The organism is Pontibacter actiniarum (genome assembly GCF_003585765.1).
Classification (GTDB): Bacteria; Bacteroidota; Bacteroidia; order Cytophagales; family Hymenobacteraceae; genus Pontibacter; species Pontibacter actiniarum.
Genome location: NZ_CP021235.1, coordinates 1358978 through 1377411, shown reverse-complemented (window position 1 = coordinate 1377411; position 18434 = coordinate 1358978). Strand labels below are relative to the sequence as shown.

Sequence of the window (18434 nt, the reverse complement as noted above, 5' to 3'; positions counted from 1 at the left end):
TCAGCCAACGGTTTATTTTCAGGGGTGAAACTCACGCCACAAGCGTCCAATTGCGCCCAAAGCATATAAATCGAGGCATCTGTAGTATATGTCAAAAAAAGTCCCTACCTTTGCGCCCTGTTTGGAACAGTCTGATTTACAGATAACTGGATATACCTCGTTGGCTACGCTAGTTGTTTTTATTTATTTGTCGCTCTCGTATAAAGCAGAGAATGGTTGATCAGCAGGCTGCCTCCAGATATTTCAGTTATTAAAAAATTAGATGAACAAAATCAGATTTGAAGAGCTTCCGCTTTCGCCGGAAGTACAGCGAGCCATCGCTGACATGGGTTTCGAAGAAGCCTCTCCCATCCAGACAGAAGCAATCCCGGTTGTTTTATCAGGTAAAGACATCATCGGCCAGGCCCAGACGGGTACAGGCAAAACCGCCGCTTTCGGCATCCCTACCATTGAAACCGTTGACCCAAGCGACAGAAGCGTGCAGGCCCTTATTCTGTGCCCGACACGCGAGCTGGCTATCCAGGTTTCCGGTGAGATTCAGAAACTGGCCAAGTATAAGCAAGGCATCAGCGTGGTTCCGATTTACGGTGGCCAGAGCTATGACCGTCAGCTGCGCGCCCTGAAGCAAGGCGTTCAGATCGTGATCGGTACGCCGGGCCGTGTCATGGACCACATCCAGCGCGGTACCCTGGTGCTTGACAACGTTAATAAAATCATCCTGGACGAAGCGGATGAAATGCTGGACATGGGCTTCCGCGAGGATATTGAGTTCGTGTTGGAGCGTATCCCGGAAGACCGTCAGACCATCTTCTTCTCGGCTACCATGTCCAAGCCGATCATGGAGATGACCAAGCGCTACCAGACCGACCCTGTGCTGGTTAAGGTAGTGCACCAGGAGCTAACGGTAACGAACATCGACCAGGCGTACTTTGAGGTGCGCAACAGCGCCAAGCAGGAAGTGCTTTCGCGCCTGCTGGACATGTACAACCTTAAGTCAGCCATTATCTTCTGTAACACGAAGCGTATGGTGGATGACCTGGTAACCGGCCTGCAGGCCCGCGGCTACTTCTCTGACGCCCTGCACGGCGACCTGAACCAAAACCAGCGCTCTGCGGTAATGAACAAGTTCCGCAACGGCACCCTGGAGATACTGGTGGCAACAGACGTGGCAGCGCGTGGCCTTGACGTGGAGAACGTAGAGGCCGTGTTTAACTACGACCTTCCGCAGGACGAAGAATCTTACGTACACCGCATTGGCCGTACAGGCCGTGCCGGCAAGTCTGGCAAGGCGTTCTCTTTTGTAGGAGGCCGCTCAGACGGGTACAAACTGAAGGACATCATGCGCTATACCAAAGCCAAGATTGTTCTGCAGCAGGTACCGTCGCTGGAAGACGTAAATGAGATCCGCACGAACATGTTCTTCGATAAAGTGAAGGAAGTGCTGGAAAAAGGACACCTGGCCAAGCATGTAGCGCGCATCGAGCGCTTCGTGAACGAAACCGACGGATACACACCGCTTGACGTGGCGTCAGCCTTGCTTAAAATGAGCATGAAGGAAGCCAAGGTGAAAGAAAAGGGTGCAGATGCCGAGAAGGGGCTTAGCGCCGCCAAAGAAGGCATGGACCGCCTGTTCATCACAATCGGCAAGAAAGACCGTGTGCATCCGCGCGACCTGATCGACCTGCTGGCGCAGAACTCCAGCATTCCGGAAGGGCGTGTGGGCGATATCGACCTGTACGACAAGTTCAGCTTTGTGGAAGTGCCAACAGAGTACACGGCTGAGATCGTGGAAAACATTGGCCGCGTAGAGTATGATGGCCGCATGGTGATCGTGGAGAAATCGCAGAAGAAAGGCTCAGGCCCTAAAGAAGGCGGTGAAGACTTCGGCTTCGGCGGCGGTGGCGACAGAGACAGAGACCGTGGCGGCCGTAGAAGCGGCGGCGGTTTCCGTGGCGGCGATCGTGACCGTGACCGTGACCGTGGTGGCTTCCGCGGCGACAGACGCGGCGGCGGCGACCGTGATCGTGACCGTGGCGGAGACAGAAGAAGCGGTGGCGGTGGCTTCCGTAAGAAAAGATTCTAAGCATCCCGCAACCAAGGCACTTTGGTGCCGTATAATAAAGTATTACAGCCCAGAGGATTAAAACACTTGACAGCTGAAAGAAAAGGCCGACTTGAAACGTCGGCCTTTTTGATTTTAAAATTATTTAACAAAAGCATAACCTTCCTCTACAGCAGCCCGTAAAAGGGGTATCATAAAAAGGTTGGAAGATTAAGCTAGCTGCTTCGGCAGTTAGATTTGACAAGGGTAACATCAGACGGATGTTACCCTTGTTGCTTTTAGCCTGTTATGATGGTAGGGCTTTAAGCCTTCCGGCTGCCTCACGGCTCCAGCCGCTGCGATACCGACAGGAGAGGAGAGACGGTGGGCGAACTTCAGCTGCACCTCCTCCTGAAACATCTTCTTAAATGATTTAGACAATCCATTAACAGCATTGCAGAAACAAAAAAAGGAGCCTCTTGAGGCTCCTTTCATACGTTTATTAGCTGTGGTTACGCGCCTTTAGAAGCATCCCGCAGAGAGCGGATGTGGTCATGCGCGTTTTTGATATCATTGTACTGTTGTTCCACAATCGGCTTCAGGTTGCCGGGAAGGTTCTTGTTTAACGCCTCCTGGTAAGACTTAACGGCGTAATCCTCACCGCGCTCGCACTCCGCCAGCACACGGTGCCTGTCTTTGGACGACAGGGCAGACTTGATGTCGATCCATGCTCTGTGCACGGTTCCCTCCAGGGAGCTCGACTCATCGTCGGTGTGGCCCATCTTGTGCAGCTGGTCCTGCAGTTCGGTGATCATGCTATCGCGCTGCACCGCATACTTGCGGAACAGGTCCTTCAGGTCCTTATCCTCTACATCTTCAGAGGCGGTCTTATATCCTTTGGCACCATCCTTACAACGTTCGATGAGGTGATGCACCGTAGAGAATACTTCTTTATTGTTTTCCATAGTTTTATCCATATTAGTTTCTATATGCTATATTACTGATATGGAATCTTTTTTGTTTCCAAAGCAGGAAGCTTAAGACGCAGGGGCAGGGACGGGTGCAGCCATTTGCCGGCCGGCCAGGAAGCCGGTGGTCCAGGCAGCCTGAAAGTTAAACCCGCCCGTGATGCCGTCGATGTCCAGCACCTCTCCGGCAAAGTATAGCCCCGGCTGCAGTCGGCTCTCCATGGTCTTCATGTTCACCTGGCGCAGATCAACGCCGCCGCAGGTAACAAACTCCTCCTTAAAGGTAGTTTTACCGTTTACCTCCACGGGCAGCCGCAACAGCGCCTCCACCAGCTTATTCGTATTTTTGGCCGGGAGGTCTGCCCACCGTACCTGTTCCGAAATGTCAGCTAACTGCGACAACCCGCGCCAGAGCCGCTGCGGCAAACCGAAGAGCGGGTTAGTGGCAACCGTTTTCTTCGGGTGCGCCTGGCGAAACTGCTGCAGGCTCTCCCGCAGGCTCTCCTCGCTAAACTCCGGCACCCAGCTGATAAGGGCTGTAAAGGTGTACTTCTGCTCAAAAAAATGACGCGCTCCCCAGGCGGAGAGCTTCAGCACGGCAGGGCCGGAATACCCCCAGTGGGTGATCAGCAGCGGCCCCTCATACTCCAGCTTTTGCCCGGCAATACGCACACGGGCCTGCGGCACCGACACCCCCTGCAGCTCTTTGAGCGGCGAGGAGGGCACGTTAAAGGTAAACAGCGACGGCACCGGCTCCTGGATCGGGTGGCCCAGCTCGCGCAGCCAGTCGTAGCCCTGGTTTTTCGGGTGGCCGCCTGTGCTCACCAGCACTTTATCGGCCTGTATGCTTTCGCCGCTGCTGAGCTGAAGCTTAAAACGCCCCTGCTCCGGCTGAATGCTTTCCACACCGGCACCTGTCTTTATCTGCACCCCCGCACGCTTTGCCTCCTGCATCAGGCAGTCGATGATCGTTTCGGAACTATCCGTAACAGGGAACATGCGGCCATCGGGCTCGGCTTTCAGCTGCACGCCACGCCGGGCAAACCAATCGATCGTTTCCTGTGCGCCGAAAATCTTAAAAGCCTCCTTTAGCTGCTTGGCTCCGCGCGGATAATGCTGCGAGAAAACCGTGGGCACAAAACAGTGGTGCGTTACGTTACAGCGCCCGCCGCCCGACACGCGCACTTTTGCGAGCAGTTTATTTGTCTTTTCGAGCAGTATAACCCTGGCCTCCGGGTTTGCCTCAGCACAGGTAATGGCTCCAAAAAAGCCGGCCGCTCCGCCTCCAATCACTATTACCTGCATGGGTTTCAATATTTGCGTCATATAAATGCACCTTGCCACAACACAGAGGCTCTGGAACAAGGCGGGTACGAATTTACGAAAAGAAAGTCATTGGATCGGGGTGGATGAAGGTATAGGCCATCTCATCCTTCAGTTTCTGGCTGCTGATGAGCTTAAACTCCGTTTTGGGCATGTCCTCAAACACAGGCGGAACAAGACCCAGTGCCTGCGCAGCAGCAGTATAGAACTCCCGGCGCATGGGATGCCCATCGGCGCATGCATTGTACACGCTGTTCCACTTATCCTGCTCTATAATCCGCTGCAGGAGCGTCACGCAGTCATCGAGGTGTATCAGGTTAACGGGCGCGTCTCCGTTGGGCACGTTCGTTTTTCCGGCCAGGAAACGCCCCGGCTGGCGGCTCCCGCCTACCAGGCCGCCGAAGCGCACGGTGGTGGTCACCCAGTCCTCCCGTTCCCGGAACAGCCGCTCTGCCTGCAGCAGCATGTTATCCGGCTGCTGCTGCTCCGTAAACACGATATCCTCCTCCGTCACCACCCGGTTCAGGTCCAGGTAAACGGAGGTGGAGGAGACAAACAGGACCCGGCTCACCGGCGAATCCAGCAGCTTTTTGAGCAACAGGTGCATCTGCCGCAGATAGCTTTCGCCCCCGTCAGAGCGCAGGTGCGGCGGGATGTTAAGCACCAGCACCTGTGCCTGCAGAAACTCCTCCAGCGCCGGCTCACTAACTTCTTCGCCAGCCAGGTTCAACAAATAGGGGGTAATACCTTTCTGCTCCAGCAGGCCCAGCTTGCCTGGGGTGGTAGTGGAGCCTTTCACCGTGTAGCCCTGCTGCACCAGCCTTTCAGCCAGCGGCAGCCCAAGCCAGCCGCAGCCCATGATACTTATGGTTTGTGTTTCTTCCATTGTTTTAGTTATCTCTTTTTGGGAGCGCACATAACAATACGGCACACCCGCTGTTGAAATGGCGATGCCCGCTACAAAGTAAAGAATAAATGAAGTATGATGTCGTCCTGATCGGCTCCGGCTTTGGCTCCCTGACAGCCGCGGCGCTCCTGGCAAAGCGGGGGCTGCAGGTGTGTGTGCTGGAACAGGCCAAGTATCCCGGTGGCTGTGCCACGAGCTACAAACGCAAGGGGTACTGGTTCGAAACAGGCGCCACAACGCTGGTGGGGCTGGATGAAGGCATGCCGCTGCGCTACCTGCTGGATACCACCGGCATCCGGGTACCGCTACGGCAGCTGGAGGTGCCCATGCAGGTGCACCTCCCCAACGGGCAGGTACTCACACGCTACGGTAACCTGGAGGAGTGGATCGCGGAGGCAGAACGCGTGTTCGGGTCGCACAACCAGCGCCCTTTCTGGAAGCACTGCTACAGGATCAGTCAGCAGGTCTGGCACACCTCCCTGCAGCAGCGCAGCTTCCCTTTTTCCGCTCCAAAAGACCTGCTGCGGGCTGCGCTGCGGGTAAGGCCCGGCCAACTGAAGCTCCTCCCGGCAGCCTTCAGAACCATGGAAGAGGTGCTGCGCAAGTATGGATTGCTGCACAACCAGCTGTTCGTGGACTTTGTAAATGAGCAACTGCTGATAACGGCCCAGAACTACCTCGAGGAGGTAAACGAACTGTTCGGCGCCACGGCCCTCTGCTATACCCTGTACAGAAACTATTATGTGCCGGGTGGGCTGATAAACCTGGTACGGCCTGTGGAGGCCTACCTCACGGCAGCAGGTTCAACCATAAGGTATGGGCAGCAGGCACAGCGCGTGGAGCGGCTACCGGATGGTTACCGCACCACCACCAACAAGGGCAGTTTCGAGAGCCGCTACCTGATATCGGGCATTCCGCTCAATAATACATTGAAGCTGTTCCAGGATGAAAAGCTACAACAGCGGCTTGAACCTTACCTCATGCCATCGGAGCAGCTGAACGGGGCCTTTACCATGGGCCTGGTACTAAAGGGAGAGGAGCCGCCGAAGGTGCTGCACCACCAGGTGCATATTCCGGAGGGCCTACCTGTTACCGGCGGCAAAAGCATCTTCATCAGCTTCAGCGACCCGGCTGATGTACAGCGCGCGCCGGCAGGGGAGATGGTGGCCAGCATCAGCACCCACGTTCCAAACCCCGGCCACCTGGTGCTACACGATAAGGCGGTACTGGAAGAGGCTATTTTGGAGGCGCTGGCACGGCAAGGGCTTTTAATGCGGGAGAACATACGCTCCCTGCAATCTGCCACGCCCGGTGCCTGGATTTTCTGGACACACCGCGCATACGGCGCTGTAGGAGGCTACCCGCAGTACAAGCACATCAAACCGTGGCAGATGAAAGACGCCCGCCTGGATCATCATGGCGCGTATGTCTGCGGCGACACCGTGTACCCTGGCCAGGGCATCGTGGGTGTCTGCCTGAGCGGAATCATTGCTGCAGAAAAACTGGTGCAGGACCACCTTTAAGCAGCGCCCCGGCTTTACTCCTTCTCGTCAATCGTGGCCTCATCCTGCACCATCATGGTGCGTAAGCCTGCAAAATGCCCTTCTCCCGCTTTTCCCAGCATGTATACTTCAGTGCCGATCTGTGTCATGCAGTATACTTTAACGCCCTCCAGGTGGTGCCGAAGAGCCTCCGCCAACCGCCGGCGACCGGCTTCTCCGCCTGGCGTGCTTTCACGGGCATCCGACACAATCGACTTGTTCTTCTGTAAAAACTCCTCCAGCTCCACAACGTCCACCTTCATGCCGGAGGGCTTGCCGGCATACTCTGCCACATCGCTTGCCTCCAGGCCTTTACCCGGCCGCAGCTCCAGGTACACGAACTCAAACGGAGCGTCTATCTCACTATGTACCAGCAGCCCATCCACTGCCTGCATCAGCTCTTGCTGTAACTGTTCTTTATTCATTGCCATCTTCTTATTAAAAAGAGTATATTAGTAGGCGTACATGCTTGCCTGTACTAATTTTTACTGATTCTGTTGCGGTTGCTTACAGCCGCTAAACCTTAAACGATAGACCTATGATTAAAGCTGAACCAATGCTAAAGGAAGGCGCTCTGAAAGACAAAACCATTATTGTAACCGGTGGCGGCACAGGCCTGGGCCGCTCTATGGTAAAGTACTTCCTGGAGCTAGGGGCCAATGCCGTTATCTGCAGCCGCAAACTGGATGTGCTAGAGCAAACAGCCAAAGAGCTTGAAGACGAAACAGGAGGCACCGTTCTGCCTGTCGCCTGCGATGTGCGCAAGTACAATGAAATTGAAGCCATGCTCGAAACCACCTTAAAGCGCTTTGGCCGCGTGGATGCACTGGTAAACAACGCCGCCGGCAACTTTGTGAGCCCAACGGAGCGCCTGAGCCACAAGGCCTTTGATGTTGTGACCGACATCGTACTGAAAGGCAGCTACAACTGCACCCTGGCTCTGGGCAAGCATTGGATTGAGCAGAAGCAGGAGGCAAACATACTGAACATTGTCACCACCTATGCCTGGACGGGCTCCGGCTACGTAGTGCCATCGGCCTGCGCCAAGGCGGGCGTACTCGCCATGACGCGTTCCCTGGCTTCGGAGTGGGCGAAATACGGTATCCGCTCTAACGCCATAGCACCCGGCCCTTTCCCGACGGAAGGTGCCTGGACACGCCTGTTCCCGAAGCAGCTGGCCGATAAACTCGACCCGGTGAAGCGCATCCCTGTAGGAAGATTCGGGGAGCACCAGGAGCTGGCTAACCTGGCTGCTTACCTGGTGTCGGACTACGCTTCTTTTGTAAACGGCGAGGTTGTGACGATTGACGGAGGCGAGTGGCTGCACGGTGCCGGAGAGTTCAACTCTTTCGACCAGATTCCGCAGGAAATGTGGGATGCCATGGAAAAGCAGATGCGCGGCAAAGGGCAGTAACACGACACTCTGATTAATTTGTTAAAGCACTACGGGGCAGTAACCCATCTGCCCGGTGGTGCTTTTTTTTGCAGCCCTCTGCCTGTTGTAGCGGCAGTTTATACTGCCATTAAAAGCAGCAGGCGTATTCCCCAACAACCTACAGATCAACCAACAGCCAAAACAGTAGCAGCAATATACTTCGTACTCTTCGTTAGTGCTTACAAGAGCCAATGAAGAACTCGTGCTCTTCTTGAGAACACATACCGGTTGCATTGAGGTTGGTAAGTATGAAAAGGGAGAAACCACAACACGTATACTTTCCAATAAATCCGCTGAACGAAGGCAATGGCTGGCGGGGCTTGAAGAAATGTAGCCGTCGAGGTTCTTCCGGGCCAGCGTAAACTAAATCCTATAGGCGCTAACCTGCCTCACATCTAGCTTCACCACCTTATCGCCAAGCCCGTTTGCCAGATGTTGCTGCTTCTTAAGATAACCTGTGCAGCTTTGTGGGAAAACATCTGGCCCGCTTGTCTGGTATACTTTAGAAACAATTGCCAGACAAATAACTGAAACTATGGAACGAACACAACAACTTACATTAGAACACTTTAGCCGTGCCTTTACCAATCTTGCGACAAGCTGTTTCTGTATATTCATGCTTGCCGCTTGCAGCGGGGAAAACAACACCAGCGTGATTGATAAAGTTAACCCGGAGGAGCGGGAAACGGAGGAGATAGTTGCAGAAGAAGGCGCTAAGCTGGAGACCAGGTCCACAGAAGAACTCGGGGCCTACCTGACCGACGCGTCCGGGCGAAGCCTGTACATGTTCGAAGCGGATTCATCAGCGCAAAGCAACTGCTACGACGCTTGTGCCGAAGCCTGGCCGCCCTATACTACGGAGGGCACAGCAGAGGCTGGTGTAGGCGTGGATGCCGCTTTGGTAGGCGCCATACAGCGCACAGACGGCCGCATGCAGGTTACCTACAACGGCATGCCACTCTACTACTATGTAAAAGACAGCGGGGCAGGGCAGACCACCGGGCAGGATATTGAAGATTATGGCGCAGAGTGGTACCTGGTTACTCCTAGCGGAGAGAAGGTACATGCCGAAAGCGGCTCCTAAGCCTCACATGCCACGCTCAACTATATCCCTATAAAAAAGCCGCCTCTGTTCAGGTCAGGGGCGGCTTTCTTTTTACTTTACTTCGTTGGCCTTAAAGACCCTCATAAAATTGCCGCCCAATATCTTTTTAATGTCTTTCTCCCCGTAGCCGCGCGCCAGCAACTCTTTGGTTACAAGCGGATAGTCCTGCACGCCGTCCAGCTGCTGAGGGGCAGAGGAGATACCGTCAAAGTCAGAGCCAAGGCCTACATAATCCACCCCAACCAGCTTTACAATATAGTCCAGGTGGTCTAGTAGCAGCGAGAGCGGGGGGCGCAGGTTCTGCACATCCGCAGGATAGGTGGTCGCCAAATAATCCATGATACCCTCGTTCTGATACCCCTGTGCTTTGAGAGAGTCTGCTTCTTGCTGATGCGCCGCCTGGAAGGCATTGACGCGGCTTACGAAGGTAGAGTCGAGGAAGCCCGAGAAAAAGTTAAGCTGCACGACTCCGCCGTTCTTGGCGATCGCCCTGATCTGCTCATCCTTCAGGTTGCGGAACACGGGATTGATGCTGTACACACTGCTGTGCGAGACCAGCACCGGCTTTTTGGTTACTTCCATCACATCCCAGAACGTCTTTTCGCCCACGTGGCTCACATCTACCATCATACCCAGCTCGTTCATGCGGCGCACAATCTGGCGGCCCAGGTCGCTCAGGCCTTTTTCCGACTCTTTAAGCTTACCCGAGGTTTCGTCCATGGCGGAGGTGGCCCAGGGCGTGGAGTTGTTCCAGGTGAGGGTAAGGTAGCGGGTGCCGCGGTTGTAGAGTTTCTCCAGCTTCTGCAGGTCACTCTCTATCATATGGCCGCCTTCCACGCCAATCAAAGCCGCCATCTTTCCGCCTTTCACCGCACGCTGTATGTCTGCCGTACTGTTGGCCAGCATCATCTTGTCGGGGTGGCGCCTAGCGATGGCCTGCAGCGAGTCGATCTGCTGGTTGGCATACTTAAACGTGCCTGTTTCGTCGCTCCAGACGGAGAAGAACTGAGCATCCACGCCGCCTTTCTTAAAGCGGGCCAGGTCTGAATGCGTTTTGCCGCTCAGGTCCTGGCTGATGTCCAGCCCCTCCATCACGGAAATCAGCACATCATTGTGAGTGTCCACCAAAAGGGCGTTTTGGTGCAGTTTCTTATAGTCCTGTGCCGAGGCTGTGTGGCTTGCAAAGCCAAGGCCGAGCAAGGCAGTTATACTGAAGAGCAGGTGCTTTTTTTTCATAGGGTGTCATGTTGATGCCTTTCTTAGAGGCTTTCCGTGTGATCTGTTTACACGGATGCCTGTTTTACTATCCCTCAATATAGCATATTTAGATGACACTATACGCACCCGGCCCTGCATTAAATGCCCCCGCGAACTACCGTATGGTCTGTATGAAACGGCTGCTCTCCGCCAAAACGAGCTCCTGCGCCTCCCGGTGAGGAGTGTGCCCTATGCCAGGGATAACCAGCTTCTGAGCCTGGCCCTGCACCTGCCGCACAACCGCCTCCACCTGTGCCAGGGTGCCGTACTCATCCGCCTCGCCCTGCACAACCAAAGCCGGGCACCGAATGGCAGACAGGAAACCCTCTATGTTCCAGTCGCGGAAAGCGTCTGAAAGCCAGATGTCGGCCCAGGCGTGAAAAACAGCATCGGTTTTAGCGCCGTGATACTTGCGCAGCTTTTCCGGGAGGCTTGTGGTTTGGTATGCCTGCACGGCAGCACGGATGCCTGCCAGCGTTAGCTCCTCCACAAAAACATGCGCGCCTTCGGTAATAATGCCCTTTATGCGTTGCGGGTATTTGGCTGCGGCAAGAAGCGCAATGCTCCCCCCGTCGCTGTGCCCGAACAGTATAGCTTCCGGGATGTTGAGTTTCTCCAGCAGGTGCTCCAGCACATCGGCTTCGCGCTCCAGGTAGTCCGGGTTGCGTTGGGTGCTGCTAAATGGGGAGGAGGCCCCGTAGCCGCGCCGGTCGTACACCAGGGCAGGGCAGCCGGTCTGCTGCACCAGCCGCTCCGGGAAATCCCGCCACAGCGTTATGCAACCCAGCGAGTCGTGCAGGAAAACAATAACAGGCTTTTGTGCTGCGTCAGCTGCCTGCGGCCTGAGCCAGCGCAACTGTAACTGGTAATCCTCTAGTTGGAGTGCTTGTTCTTCTGTGTTTATCTGTAGCAAAGTATGTGTCGTGTCAAAGCTTGTACTTGTAAAGCAACATTACCCTGCCAATTTACTAAAAAGCAGGGGCGCAGCGAAAGCAGCAACGGCCTAAAAGCAAAATCCCCAGCCGGTGACCGACTGGGGATTGAAAAGCACAGGAGAAGCAGCTTACTGCGCAGCAGCGGCGGCTTTCTCTTTCTTCTTGCGCTTCTTGTCTTTTTTAGACGGCTTTTTGTCTGCCTTGCGGGCATCAACCTGGGGCAGGCCGGAGGTATCATCCGTCACCAGCGTCATTTCCTCTACCAGGTGACCGGCACCGGCAAATTTATCGACAATGAACAGCATGTAGCGCGCATCCACGGCGATGTTACGCACCTGGTTCGGGTTATAGACGATATCGCTCATGGTGCCTTCCCAGTTGCGGTCGAAGTTCGTACCGATCAGCTGGCCGTTGGCATTGATAACAGGGGAACCCGAGTTACCGCCTGTAGTGTGATTAGAGGCTATGAAAGCCACTGGCATTTCACCGTTCACACCGTAGCGGCCGTAGTCTTTCTTCTCATACAGTTCACGCAGCCTGGCCGGAATGGCGTAGTCCTCCGCAGCTCCTGAAGCCGCTTTCTCCATGATGCCCTCCAGGGTGGTGTAGTATTTATACTTCACGCCGTCTACCGGCTCATACGGCTCCACAACACCGTACGCCACGCGCATAGTGGAGTTGGCGTCCGGGTAGAACTTCTTGTCGTTCTGCATTTCGCGCAGCCCGGTCATGTAGGTGCGGTAAAGCAGGTTCAGGTTATCATTCACGGTGGTATAAGTAGGCAGTACGTTGGCACGGTAATAGTCGGCCACGCTGCTGGCTACCACAAAGGCAGGGTCGTTTTTGATAATGTCTTTACCGGCTTTCGCCTCGGCCAGCGCCTTCTTTACGCCAGCCTCCGAGGTAAACAGGGACGCCTTGAAAACATCTTCCGCATACTTGCTGAAGTCGCCTTTATACTTCTCACGCACCATGTTAAACACCGTTGGGTGCAGTTCCTGGTCTATGTTGTCGTAGTACAGGCTGAGCAGGGCGGCAAACACTTTCTTGTCAGAAGGGGCATTGTAGTCCTTGAAGAAGTCTGCCGCGTATTTCTCCAGCTTCGCCACCTGTGCGTCAATTTCATTCTGCGGTGCCTTCTGCGCCAGCATGTTCTGCAGGGTAGTGAAGTTGTTTGCCAGCTTCACGATCTCCACGCCAAAGGCGGCTTCGTTTATGTAGTCGCGGGAGATGGTGATGCCTTCCAGCGCGTTGTAATTCTTTTCGAACTCAGCCAAAAGGTTGCCATACTTGGCCTGGCGGGATGGATCAGCGGCTACCCAGGAGGCAAATTGCTTCTCCAGTTGCTGCTTTTCGGCAATAGCGTTGGCCTTGCGGATGCCGCGGTTCTCACCGATCCACTTTTTCCAGTAGTTGGCGATGCTCGCATACTTGGCGGCATACTTAATGCGTACCTCATCAGAAGCTTTCATGTCCTTGTCCAGGATGTTCAGCTTTGTTTCGCGGATGTTGATCTTGGCTGGGTTCGACACCTCATAGATCTCCTTCACGGCCTGCGAGGTTAGGTACTCGTTGGTACGGCCCGGGAAACCAAACACCATGGTAAAGTCATTCTCCTGGATACCGCTCAGGGAGATGGGCAGGTGGTGCTTCGGCTGGTAAGGCTTGTTCTCGGGCGAGTACTCGGCTGGCTCGTTGTTTGGGCCGGCGTACACGCGGAACAGGGAGAAGTCGCCGGTATGGCGTGGCCACATCCAGTTATCCGTGTCGCCGCCGAACTTACCGATAGACGAAGGCGGGGCACCTACCAGGCGCACGTCCTTGAACGTCTCGGTAATGTACATGTAGTATTCGTTGCCGTAGAAGTATGGCTTGATCACCGCATCGTAGTGCGTACCGGCTGTAGCGGCCTTGCCTACCTTTGCTGTGTTACGCTGGATAATGGCTTCGCGCTCCGCCTCTGTTTTAGCCGCCTCAGTGCCCGCAAGGATATCTTTGGTCACATCCTCCATCCGAACGATGAACGTAGCTGTAAGGCCCGGATTCGGCAGCTCCTGCTCACGGTTCATGGCCCAGAAGCCATCGGTCAGGTAGTCGTTTTCCACGGTGCTGTGCGACTGCACAGAGCCATAGCCGCAGTGGTGGTTGGTAAGCAGCAGGCCCTCCGGAGAGATCATCTCGCCAGTACAAAAGCCGCCAAAGGAAACAATGGCGTCCTTCAGGCTGGACTGGTTGACACTGTAGATGTCCTCGGCAGAGAGTTTCATGCCTTTCTTCTGCATGTCTGCTTCGTTCAGCTGTTTCAGCAGCATTGGCAGCCACATGCCCTCATCGGGGCGTGCCGTGGTGATACCGATGCTCAGGAAAGCAGCCGCAAAAAAAGATAATATGCGTTTGCTGATCATGATTTGATGATTGTAGATAGAAATTTTAGCGCTTGAAGTTAGCTATTTAATCCTGATGGAGCAATTACGGTACCAAACAGCTTGCACGGTGGCTAAAGGCACAATGCAGGAGAAGCGAGAGGGCGGGGCAGGCCTTACAACAAAGGAAGCACCCCTGGCGAGGGGTGCTTCCGGATATGCGTTAAGTATAAACTACGGCCGATGGGGTTATAGAAGGCTTTAGAGGCTACCGATATGGTCGAAGCTTGTATGCGCCTCCCACTCCCTGAACTTGGCAAGCTCCTTACTGAAAGCATCCACAAACCAGGCCATCAGGCTGATATCGTCCAGCAAACCAAAGGCCGGTATAAAGTCAGGGATAATGTCCAGCGGCGTTACCAGGTACAGTAGCACAGCCACCCCCAGCACCAGCGATTTCTTGGAGACATCGCGGTAGTCGCCACGAATGTAGGCGCGCACCAGCCGGATAAAGGTTTGCATCAGGTTTTTGAGCTGCTGAAACCCGCTTTCTTTGCTGTCTACGTTTACCAGTTTGCCATAGGCAGTCGTGAGCAGCAGGCCCAGTTTCATGGGCTTAGAAAGGAGCGCCCCAGCCTTACCCGTAAGCTTTTTGAATAAAGGATTCTGCGAGAACTTTATTCCTCTCTGTATCCAGTCGTTCAGCATATATGTCGTATGTTTAATGTTACTTAATTCCCTGTACGAGTGTGAGCGGCTAAAAGCTGCTTCTTATGGGCCAGGCGTCCCTGCAGGCTCAAATATATAAAATAATTATTCCTTCGCTGCTTGCTATGCTCACAAATGCTCCTTAAAATTGATGCGCTTAATCCTACTAAAAATACAAGGGAATTATACCTGAAACCAACGCTCATGAAGCTGTTCACACTATCACTGTTGTCGCTGCTGCTCCTGCTGGCGGCTGCCATTGGTTTCCCATACCTGCTGCCCACCCAGATAAGCGTTCAGCAATCGATTTACCTGCAAGAGCCCCCAGAGGAAGTTTACCCTTACCTGAACAACCCTACCCAGTGGGAGCACTGGAGCGTGCTGAGCAAGCGCCATGACCCGAGCATTATCCACCTGTACGGCGGGCCGCTGGAAGGCAAGGGCTCGCGCCTGCAGTGGAGCGGCGACAGAGCAGGAAACGGCTATATCCACTTCACGGAAAGCATTAGCCCCAGCACCATCACCTACCTCCAAACCGAAAAAGAGAACCCCGCGGGTTTGCAAGGCGCCTTTTACCTCAACCCAGCCGCTGAAGGCACGAAGGTGACCTGGCGGCAGCAGGTAGGGCTGGCCGACACGCCCCTGGCGAGATTGCAGGGCGCGCTGCGCAAGTATAAAATGCAACAGGAGCAGGAGCAGGGGCTGCTGGGGCTCAAAGCGTTGCTGGAGAGCAAAAGCAAAAAAAGGGCATCCCTCTGCCCCCCCCTCCCTACACGAACAAGGCCACACCCGCTGCAGCAGGTGTGGCCTTGTTCGTGTAGGGCATCTGTAAAAAACGCACCTCCTAAAGCAGCTCGTTGGCTAGGTTGGCCAGTTCGGAACGCTCGCCCTTCAGCAGTGTAATGTGCGCGTAGAGCGGGTGGTTCTTTGCCCTGTCAATCAGGTAGGAGAGGCCGTTGCTCTGCGAGTCCAGGTAAGGCGTGTCGATCTGGTAAATATCGCCGGTAAAGATGATCTTGGTGTTTTCGCCGGCCCTGGAGATAATGGTTTTCACCTCATGCGGGGTCAGGTTCTGGGCCTCATCCACAATAAAGATGATGTTCGACAGGCTCCGCCCCCGAATGTAGGCCAGCGGCGTGATCATCAGCTTTTCCAGCTCTACCATATCGCGCAGCTTCTGAAACTCCTTGCTGGACTCGGCAAACTGGTTCTGGATGTACTTCAGGTTATCCCAGAGCGGCTCCATGTAAGGGTTCAGCTTCGATTTGATATCGCCGGGTAGGTAGCCGATGTCTTTGTTGCTGAGCGGCACGACGGGGCGCGCCAGGTAAATCTGCTTGTACTCCCGCCGCTGCTCCAGCGCCCCGGCCAGGGCCAGCAGGGTCTTTCCTGTGCCGGCCACCCCCTGTATGCTGATCAGCTTGATCTGCGGGTTAAGGAGCGCGTGCAGCGCGAAGGCCTGCTCTGCGTTGCGCGGCTTCACCCCGTAAGCCGAGAGCTTGTCTACCCGCTCCAGCTGTTGCTCGGCAGCGTTGTAGAAAGCCAGCACCGAATTCTTGAAGCTCTTCAGGATGAAAAAGTGATTGTCCTGCGGCGGTTGCTGCAGCACTTTACCCGGTTCGCATACATTGTTTTCGTACAGCTCGTTTATGGCTGTGGCCGGCACGTCCTCAATGGTGTCGTTGCCGGTGTAAAGCCCTGCGACGTCCTGTATCTTGCCTGTTTCATAATCTTCGGAAGTAATATTGAGGGCACGGGCTTTCAGGCGGAGGTTAATGTCCTTGGAGACCAGCACCACTTTGCAATCCGGCCTTTCCTGTTGAAGCTTGAGTGCTGAGTTCAGGATGCGGTGGTCGTTCTTGTCTCCGAAGATGTTGATGGCGTTCACCTCGGTCGTTTCATAGTTCATCAAAACCTTGAAGTAGCCCTTGTTCTTACCGTTCAGCGGCAGCCACTCCTGCAGCCGGTGCTCAGCCGAGAGCTTATCTATGATGCGGATAAACTCGCGGGCCTCGAAGTTCTTGATGTCGTTGCCCTTTTTAAAGTTGTCGAGCTCCTCCAGCACCGTGATGGGGATGGCCACATCGTGTTCCTGGAAATTCTGGATCGCACTGTGGTCATAGAGGATCACGGAGGTGTCCAGCACAAAGACTTTCTTTCCCGTTCCGTTTTGGGGCGTCTTCTCTTTTGGCTTGGCTGGTTTGGTAGGCTTGGTCGCGGTGCCGGCTTTTTTGCGGGTGCTTTGGGTTGCGGCAGATACAGCCTTGGGTTCTTGGGAAGCTTTAGGCATAGGCGTGGGGTTAGGGTGAAACCTTATAATTAACCTGGTACTACACGCAGCGGCTGCTGTGGCGAATGGGTGCTGATGTTCCTGTTTACGTGATAAAAACAGGCTCGGCTGAAGAAGAGGCACAACAAAAAGCAAGGGGAGGGGGTGCCGCCCAAGCCCAAACATAAAACATCACCTATATAGTATTGATAACGAAAACATTATCCTCGCCCGTTCGTTGCAACTAAATGTTTAGTTGATAAATTATTTTTTTGTATCTTCCTCACAAAACCATCTAAAGTGATGAACATGAGCTACCCCATACTTACGAAACGACCGCATCGCCTCCTCTGCCTTGCGCTGTTACTGTTGCTTCCGGCTGCGTGCGCTGTGGCGCAGCAGCAGGAGAGTAGCCTGCCCAGGAAAGAAACGAAGCGTGTATTCCTGTTTTTCAGGATAAACAAGTTTGATGAAGAAGGCAGGTACCACGGCCGCTGGAAAGTATACTTTGGCGACGACGGTCAGGTGATCCGCAACGGGCGCTTCCGGCATGGCGTGGAGGTTGGCAAGTGGAAGTACTACTACACCGACGGCACGCGCTCTATGAAAGAGAAATACAACCGGCACGACAACACGATAAAGGTAAAGAAGTACCATGAAAACGGGAAGCTGGCACGCGTGGGGCAAGCCCGCATCATTCGGACGCCAGCCGAGACGCGCTACTTCTGGTTTGGGGAATGGCAGGTGTACGACCAGCAGGGGCAGTACTCCCACACGGAGACCTACCAAAGCGGCAAACTTATCAGCAGGTCAGGCAGCGCCAGCGCAAAGCGGTAGCGGGGCGGCAGGCAGTATAAACAACTTCCGGCTTAAGCAGCGACTGTCAGGCTAAAGTATAGAAATCCTCTTTCTCCTTGTCGTGCAGCAGGAGGTACCCATGGATGACCAGCTTTACCATGATCCGGTAGGCGCGCCGCTCCGACAGGTTGGCCATTTTCATGAACTCACGAAGCGTTACGCGCGGGTGCAGCCGCAGGTACTCCAGCACAGCCAGTTCATGCCGGTCCAGCGGCTTTTGCTCAAACTGACTCGCCTCCTGCTCCAGCACCTTGTTCACCATTTTGCTCGTCTGCACGCTGGTGTCCTTCACGCGCACGTAGCCGCGCCAATCGTTCTCCTTCAGTTTGGCGAAGTGCGGCTTGTGGTCACTCTCCGCCACAATCACCTTCAGCACCGTCCGGTCGTCCTGCTCCACCTCCTCATAGCGCACCTGCACCGGCGGGTCGCAGTAGAAGTCGGCGGCCAGTTGCAGCGTGTGCTTTTCCTCCTCCGGGTCTATGCCGCAGATATAGCCGTTGTCCTTCACGCCGATAAGGATCACTCCTCCGCGCGTGTTGGCAAAAGAAACCAGCGTGCGGGCTATTTTGTCGGGCTTGGTCACGCGCTGCTTAAAATCAACTGTGTCGTTTTCCCCATTCAGGATGAGGCGCTGTAGTTCGTCCATGGTCTTTGGTAGGGTGCATGATAAAAAAGCTGCGCTACTGGCGGCAAGGCTGCACCTGGCCGGGCAACACATGTATAT

The 18434-nt window shown here is 54.7% G+C and carries 17 protein-coding genes; 6 read left to right on the top strand and 11 right to left on the bottom strand.

The window, feature by feature from the left end; translation table 11 throughout:
- Window positions 1-262: 262 nt before the first annotated feature.
- Window positions 263-2083, top strand: coding sequence for a DEAD/DEAH box helicase (locus tag CA264_RS05925; RefSeq protein ID WP_025605442.1), 1821 nt, complete (start codon window positions 263-265; stop codon window positions 2081-2083).
- 231 nt (window positions 2084-2314) lie between these two features.
- Here CA264_RS05925 and CA264_RS21785 read toward each other — a convergent pair whose 3' ends face one another.
- From CA264_RS21785 to CA264_RS05910, 4 genes are all read right to left on the bottom strand, one after another.
- The gene (locus CA264_RS21785) at window positions 2315-2482 is read right to left on the bottom strand and encodes a hypothetical protein (protein WP_157593651.1); all 168 of its coding nucleotides are present in this window, start codon (window positions 2480-2482) and stop codon (window positions 2315-2317) included.
- Window positions 2483-2553: 71 nt separating this feature from the next.
- Window positions 2554-3006, bottom strand: a complete 453-nt coding sequence (locus tag CA264_RS05920; RefSeq protein WP_025605440.1) for a ferritin-like domain-containing protein — start codon at window positions 3004-3006, stop codon at window positions 2554-2556.
- Between the two features lie 72 nt (window positions 3007-3078).
- Window positions 3079-4335, bottom strand: coding sequence for a BaiN/RdsA family NAD(P)/FAD-dependent oxidoreductase (locus CA264_RS05915; protein ID WP_237151181.1), 1257 nt, complete (start codon window positions 4333-4335; stop codon window positions 3079-3081).
- Window positions 4336-4387: 52 nt separating this feature from the next.
- The gene (locus CA264_RS05910; protein WP_025605438.1) at window positions 4388-5218 is read right to left on the bottom strand and encodes an SDR family oxidoreductase; all 831 of its coding nucleotides are present in this window, start codon (window positions 5216-5218) and stop codon (window positions 4388-4390) included.
- 89 nt (window positions 5219-5307) lie between these two features.
- On the opposite strand from CA264_RS05910, the gene CA264_RS05905 reads away from it, so the two are divergent.
- Window positions 5308-6762, top strand: coding sequence for a phytoene desaturase family protein (locus CA264_RS05905; protein WP_025605436.1), 1455 nt, complete (start codon window positions 5308-5310; stop codon window positions 6760-6762).
- Window positions 6763-6776: 14 nt separating this feature from the next.
- On the opposite strand, the gene CA264_RS05900 is transcribed toward CA264_RS05905, so the two are convergent.
- Entirely contained in the window at window positions 6777-7205 is a 429-nt protein-coding gene (locus tag CA264_RS05900) for a nuclease A inhibitor family protein (protein WP_025605434.1), read from the bottom strand.
- A 113-nt stretch (window positions 7206-7318) separates the two neighbouring features.
- On the opposite strand from CA264_RS05900, the gene CA264_RS05895 reads away from it, so the two are divergent.
- Entirely contained in the window at window positions 7319-8194 is an 876-nt protein-coding gene (locus CA264_RS05895; RefSeq protein ID WP_025605433.1) for an SDR family oxidoreductase, read from the top strand.
- A gap of 673 nt (window positions 8195-8867) precedes the next feature.
- Window positions 8868-9299 (top strand): COG4315 family predicted lipoprotein, encoded by a 432-nt coding sequence (locus tag CA264_RS05890; protein WP_162912061.1) that lies wholly within the window; start codon window positions 8868-8870, stop codon window positions 9297-9299.
- A 72-nt stretch (window positions 9300-9371) separates the two neighbouring features.
- Here the strand turns inward: CA264_RS05890 and CA264_RS05885 are convergent, their stop codons facing one another.
- From CA264_RS05885 to CA264_RS05870, 4 genes are all read right to left on the bottom strand, one after another.
- Complete coding sequence (locus CA264_RS05885; protein ID WP_025605429.1) at window positions 9372-10556, bottom strand: dipeptidase; 1185 nt, start codon at window positions 10554-10556, stop codon at window positions 9372-9374.
- A 136-nt stretch (window positions 10557-10692) separates the two neighbouring features.
- Window positions 10693-11490: an alpha/beta fold hydrolase gene (locus CA264_RS05880; protein WP_211233381.1), complete on the bottom strand. Its 798-nt coding sequence runs from the start codon at window positions 11488-11490 to the stop codon at window positions 10693-10695.
- 150 nt (window positions 11491-11640) lie between these two features.
- A complete protein-coding gene (locus CA264_RS05875) occupies window positions 11641-13917 on the bottom strand; it encodes a S46 family peptidase (protein ID WP_071784575.1) in 2277 nt (758 codons plus the stop codon).
- 219 nt (window positions 13918-14136) lie between these two features.
- Entirely contained in the window at window positions 14137-14583 is a 447-nt protein-coding gene (locus tag CA264_RS05870) for a YkvA family protein (RefSeq protein WP_025605423.1), read from the bottom strand.
- A 204-nt stretch (window positions 14584-14787) separates the two neighbouring features.
- On the opposite strand from CA264_RS05870, the gene CA264_RS05865 reads away from it, so the two are divergent.
- Window positions 14788-15486, top strand: a complete 699-nt coding sequence (locus CA264_RS05865; RefSeq protein WP_025605421.1) for an SRPBCC family protein — start codon at window positions 14788-14790, stop codon at window positions 15484-15486.
- On the opposite strand, the gene CA264_RS05860 is transcribed toward CA264_RS05865, so the two are convergent.
- On the bottom strand, window positions 15428-16873 hold the full coding sequence (locus CA264_RS05860; RefSeq protein ID WP_025605419.1) for a PhoH family protein: 1446 nt from the start codon (window positions 16871-16873) through the stop codon (window positions 15428-15430). The genes CA264_RS05865 and CA264_RS05860 overlap by 59 nt on opposite strands.
- A 282-nt stretch (window positions 16874-17155) precedes the next feature.
- Here CA264_RS05860 and CA264_RS05855 point away from each other — a divergent pair, with 282 nt between their 5' ends.
- Window positions 17156-17689, top strand: a complete 534-nt coding sequence (locus CA264_RS05855; protein WP_211332063.1) for a toxin-antitoxin system YwqK family antitoxin — start codon at window positions 17156-17158, stop codon at window positions 17687-17689.
- 46 nt (window positions 17690-17735) lie between these two features.
- Here CA264_RS05855 and CA264_RS05850 read toward each other — a convergent pair whose 3' ends face one another.
- Window positions 17736-18356: an AlbA family DNA-binding domain-containing protein gene (locus tag CA264_RS05850; protein WP_025605416.1), complete on the bottom strand. Its 621-nt coding sequence runs from the start codon at window positions 18354-18356 to the stop codon at window positions 17736-17738.
- Window positions 18357-18434: the final 78 nt, after the last annotated feature.

Bases quoted from the DNA above. Each gene is read 5' to 3' on its own strand.
- CA264_RS05925 (WP_025605442.1), top strand. From the start codon at position 263: ATGAACAAAATCAGATTTGAAGAGCTTCCGCTTTCGCCGGAAGTACAG.
- CA264_RS05920 (WP_025605440.1), bottom strand. From the start codon at position 3,006: ATGGAAAACAATAAAGAAGTATTCTCTACGGTGCATCACCTCATCGAA.
- CA264_RS05915 (WP_237151181.1), bottom strand. From the start codon at position 4,335: ATGACGCAAATATTGAAACCCATGCAGGTAATAGTGATTGGAGGCGGA.
- CA264_RS05910 (WP_025605438.1), bottom strand. From the start codon at position 5,218: ATGGAAGAAACACAAACCATAAGTATCATGGGCTGCGGCTGGCTTGGG.
- CA264_RS05905 (WP_025605436.1), top strand. From the start codon at position 5,308: ATGAAGTATGATGTCGTCCTGATCGGCTCCGGCTTTGGCTCCCTGACA.
- CA264_RS05900 (WP_025605434.1), bottom strand. From the start codon at position 7,205: ATGAATAAAGAACAGTTACAGCAAGAGCTGATGCAGGCAGTGGATGGG.
- CA264_RS05895 (WP_025605433.1), top strand. From the start codon at position 7,319: ATGATTAAAGCTGAACCAATGCTAAAGGAAGGCGCTCTGAAAGACAAA.
- CA264_RS05885 (WP_025605429.1), bottom strand. From the start codon at position 10,556: ATGAAAAAAAAGCACCTGCTCTTCAGTATAACTGCCTTGCTCGGCCTT.
- CA264_RS05875 (WP_071784575.1), bottom strand. From the start codon at position 13,917: ATGATCAGCAAACGCATATTATCTTTTTTTGCGGCTGCTTTCCTGAGC.
- CA264_RS05870 (WP_025605423.1), bottom strand. From the start codon at position 14,583: ATGCTGAACGACTGGATACAGAGAGGAATAAAGTTCTCGCAGAATCCT.
- CA264_RS05865 (WP_025605421.1), top strand. From the start codon at position 14,788: ATGAAGCTGTTCACACTATCACTGTTGTCGCTGCTGCTCCTGCTGGCG.
- CA264_RS05860 (WP_025605419.1), bottom strand. From the start codon at position 16,873: ATGCCTAAAGCTTCCCAAGAACCCAAGGCTGTATCTGCCGCAACCCAA.
- CA264_RS05855 (WP_211332063.1), top strand. From the start codon at position 17,156: ATGAACATGAGCTACCCCATACTTACGAAACGACCGCATCGCCTCCTC.
- CA264_RS05850 (WP_025605416.1), bottom strand. From the start codon at position 18,356: ATGGACGAACTACAGCGCCTCATCCTGAATGGGGAAAACGACACAGTT.